Source organism: Micromonospora sp. AMSO1212t, from assembly GCF_008868145.1.
Lineage (GTDB): Bacteria > Actinomycetota > Actinomycetes > Mycobacteriales > Micromonosporaceae > Micromonospora > Micromonospora tulbaghiae.
In genome coordinates this window covers 1-501 of the sequence record NZ_WBKS01000286.1, presented here as the reverse complement: position 1 = coordinate 501, position 501 = coordinate 1, and the positions used below count along the sequence as shown (strand labels likewise).

Here is a 501-nt window from a genome sequence, read left to right as displayed (position 1 = left end):
AGGAGGTCTGTTGTGAAGCTGTACGTGGACACCACGAGCAAGCAGGTGACGGCGTCGAAGGACCCGGAGCCGAAGAACGACCAGAACGGCAACCAGAAGTCCGAGAAGAACACGGGCCGGCTGATGTGGTCCACCCAGGTCTTCGTGCTCGACGAGACGGGCGGGGAGGTCATCACCATCACGACGGCGGGTGAGAAGCCGAACGTGAAGGTGGGCGACTTCCTGGCGGTCGAGCAGTTGGAGGCCATTCCGTGGGCGACCAACGGGCGTAACGGCGTCGCGTTCCGGGCGGTGTCCCTGAAGCCGAAGAACGGTTCTGCGGCCAAGTAGGTCACTTCGCACGTCGTGCTGTGTGTGCCACTGGTGTCCGTGGCCACCGCGCAAGCGGCCTGATGGTCCGCTGAACTCATCTCGAAGACGGTTCCGGGAGTGTTCCTGACTCCTACATTCCCGGTCCGGTCGCCACCTGGCAGTGGTGACAACCCTCAAGAAATGGCCCGG

At 63.3% G+C, this 501-nt stretch carries 1 protein-coding gene; it reads left to right on the top strand.

The genetic code is table 11. The annotated features are described in order from the left end of the window. Positions 1-12: 12 nt before the first annotated feature. A complete protein-coding gene (locus tag F8279_RS29835) occupies positions 13-330 on the top strand; it encodes a hypothetical protein (RefSeq protein ID WP_151010791.1) in 318 nt (105 codons plus the stop codon). Positions 331-501 lie beyond the last annotated feature (171 nt).